Genomic DNA, 3,179 nt, shown 5'->3' on the forward strand with positions numbered 1-3,179 from the left:
ATGAATAAATTACATAATATATTATAATAATATTTTTGTGGGGTAATATTTTGGAATATGAGTTAAGTACACCATTAACTGATGAGGATATTAATAAACTTCAAGTAGGAGATACAGTTTATTTGTCCGGTAAAATTTTTACTGCTCGTGACAGTGCACATAAACGAATTATTGAATCTGGAGCACCAATGGATTTAAATGGCGTAGTATTATTCCATGCCGGTCCAATCATTAAACAAAAAGATGATAAATATGAAATTGTTGCAGTTGGTCCAACAACCAGTATGCGTATGAATCCTTATGAAGCAGATGTTTTAGATATGGGTGTTAAAGCGGTTATTGGTAAAGGTGGAATGGATGAAAAAACTCAGGAAGCTTTAGTACGTAATAATGCTGTTTTTTTAACAGCTGTTGGAGGATGTGCAGCATTGTATGTGAATGGAATTAATGAGGTAAATTCTGTAAAATGGCTTGATTTGGGTATGCCTGAAGCTATTTGGGAATTGGATGTTAAACGTTTTGGTCCATTGATAGTTACTATGGATTCAAATAATGAAAATTTATATAAAAAAAATAAATGAGGTTATTTCATTGAGAGAAAAATCAATATTACTGATATTGTCTATTTTATCAATTGGTATCATAGCATTATTTTTTGTAATTACTCCAAGTTTCATTACAGAAAATGGTGAAGCAAAACATTTTGAAGACAACGATTATTCCTTTGATATGTCAAATTCTTGGACTGTAAATGAATATGATGACTTTTTAAAAACACCTTTTTTATCAAGTAGTCCAAATTCTATTATTGTAAATCCAGTGGATACTAATCAATTTAGTTATTATAATGGCAGTGTAGAAGATTTAACAGCCAATGGTTCAATTCTCAATACAAGTACAACTAATGCAACAGATGTAGTAATTGTAAAAACTGAGATTACTAAACATGATTCCCTACCTGATGGAATTACATTGGATGATGCATATAAATCAGATAGTTTATATTCATTGATGTATGATTCCGGAAAATTTGAAATGGTTAATGATTCGGCTATGATGATTGATGGTAAAAATGCACACCAATTTAATTATAGGGTTAGCTATGTTACTTATCAAGATACTTGGATTGAATCTAATGGACATTATATAAGAATATTGAATCAAGCACCTAATTCAGTATTTGATAATGCAGCACCACAATTTGATTATTTACTTAACACATTTAAAGTAAAATAATCTTTAACTATTTTTTTTTAAAAAAATATCACTTGACATAATGTTTTTAGAAAATAGAAAGTTTACTTATTAATTATAAGACTTATATAGATAATTTCAATAAGTAATTTAAAGATCTTATTATAATATTCTATTACATTTTAAACAAAAATAATAATGTCAAAAGTTCAAAAAAATTAAAAAAAAGTATATTTTTTTTTTATTTCATGGAGTTTATTAAATCTCTAACAATGTCATCAGTACCATTTTGAGCATTGCTGGTTTGAATTTCACAAATTTTACCGTCTTTTACAAACCAGTATTTAGTAATGCTCAATGTATCATTATTTGACACAGCTACTGTTTTAATTACATCTTGATTATTTTTCATTTCAAAGTTGGATCTTGTAACATTGTAATTATCCGCAACTTTTTCTTCATATCCGGATACAGCAGCTTCTAAATCACTTTTCAAGTTAGTTGAAGTAAGGATTAATTCATTAGTCCCATTAGATATTGTTAAGCTATTTCCACTAGAATTTTGTACAGTATATCCTGATGATAGTTTAACTGTTTCTCCGTTGAAATTTACTTTGTTTAAAGGTGAAATAGGACTGAAGAGATATGCTCCAGCTAATAGAATTAGAACAATTACGATTCCGATCATATAAATTCGTTTCATTTTTTCCCTCCTACTTCTTGCTTATCTTTATTTTTAGTTTTTTTAAAATATCTTTTTTTGGATTGAAAAAAATTTTTGTAATAGAATTAATCAACATTTATCTCACACATATTTTTATCTTTTTGGATTTGTGGAGATTCTATTATTAAAAAGCAAAAAGTAATACTTTTACAATAAAGATTGTATATCGAATGTAAATATTAATTTCATCAATAGATTTTATAGTTAATTATTTATTTTTTAATTATTTTGTTATTGTTTAGTTACGTATAATAGTTTTGTTGTTAGTATATGTCCTGATGTATTTCATGGGATATTTTTTGTTAAGCAGTTTGTTGTAGTTGTAATGTTTTTATCATAACAATTTTTGAACAAAATGTGGAAGAACACGGATTCAGCATAGTTTACTTGGACTCATTATACTCCACAATAATTTAATGAAAAAATATATTGAATTTTGAAAATGAAAATAAATATAATAAAAAATAGTAAAAAAGGAATATAATTTAATTTATATTCTTCTAATTTGAAGTGATTAAGTTAATTAGGCTTTTAATACTGTGAATGTTGTGTTGGTTTCGTATGCTTCGTATTTGTCGTTTCCGCTGTATCCTATTGTTACGTTGTTGGTTCCCAGTGTATTTGCTTGTGTTGATAGTGTGTATTTTCCTGTGTTGTCTGTTTTTGCATAGTATTTTTTACCGTTTATTAATATTTTCACGTTTGTATTGGTGATTGCCTTTCCTGTGTTTGTTGTGAATTTTCCTGTGATTGTCACGTTTTGTCCCTGTTTTACGTTGTTGATTGGTTCGTAGGTTACTGTTACTGGTTGTTTTCCGGTTACTGTGAATGTTGTGTTGGTTTCGTATGCTTCATACTTGTCATTACCACTGTAACCGACACTTACTTTGTTGGTTCCTGTTTGTGTTGTTTGTACGCTTAGTGTGTATTTTCCTGTGTTGTCTGTTTTTGCTAGGTATTTTATTCCGTTGATGTATATTTTTACGTTACTGTTGGATATTGCTTTACCGTTATTGGTCATGAATTTTCCGGTTATTGTTACATTTTCTCCGAAGTTTACGTCATTTATTGGTTCGTAGGTTACTGTTACTGGTTGTTTTCCGGTTACTGTGAATGTTGTGTTGGTTTCGTATGGGTTGTATTTGTCGTTTCCGCTGTATCCTATTGTTACGTTGTTGGTTCCTACTTTGTTTGTTTTTACGCTTAATATGTATTTTCCAGTATTATCTGTTTTTGCGTAGTATTTTTGTCCGTTGATGAA

The 3,179-nt window shown here is 28.6% G+C and carries 4 protein-coding genes; 2 read left to right on the forward strand and 2 right to left on the reverse strand.

Annotated elements, in window-relative coordinates; translation table 11 throughout:
* The first annotated feature begins 50 nt into the window (after positions 1-50).
* Both QZZ11_RS00900 and QZZ11_RS00905 read left to right on the forward strand, forming a co-directional pair.
* Positions 51-581, forward strand: coding sequence for a FumA C-terminus/TtdB family hydratase beta subunit (locus QZZ11_RS00900; RefSeq protein WP_292472669.1), 531 nt, complete (start codon positions 51-53; stop codon positions 579-581).
* A gap of 10 nt (positions 582-591) precedes the next feature.
* Positions 592-1,236: a hypothetical protein gene (locus tag QZZ11_RS00905; protein WP_292472671.1), complete on the forward strand. Its 645-nt coding sequence runs from the start codon at positions 592-594 to the stop codon at positions 1,234-1,236.
* 199 nt (positions 1,237-1,435) lie between these two features.
* Here the strand turns inward: QZZ11_RS00905 and QZZ11_RS00910 are convergent, their stop codons facing one another.
* Positions 1,436-1,897 (reverse strand): hypothetical protein, encoded by a 462-nt coding sequence (locus tag QZZ11_RS00910; RefSeq protein ID WP_292472672.1) that lies wholly within the window; start codon positions 1,895-1,897, stop codon positions 1,436-1,438.
* Positions 1,898-2,441: 544 nt separating this feature from the next.
* The coding region (locus tag QZZ11_RS00915) for an Ig-like domain repeat protein (protein ID WP_292472674.1) at positions 2,442-3,179 on the reverse strand (738 nt) is incomplete at its 5' end.

The organism is Methanosphaera sp. (assembly GCF_016282985.1).
Taxonomy (GTDB): domain Archaea; phylum Methanobacteriota; class Methanobacteria; order Methanobacteriales; family Methanobacteriaceae; genus Methanosphaera.

Coding starts and splice junctions, on each gene's coding strand:
- QZZ11_RS00910 (WP_292472672.1), bottom strand. CDS start 1,897: ATGAAACGAATTTATATGATCGGAATCGTAATTGTTCTAATTCTATTA.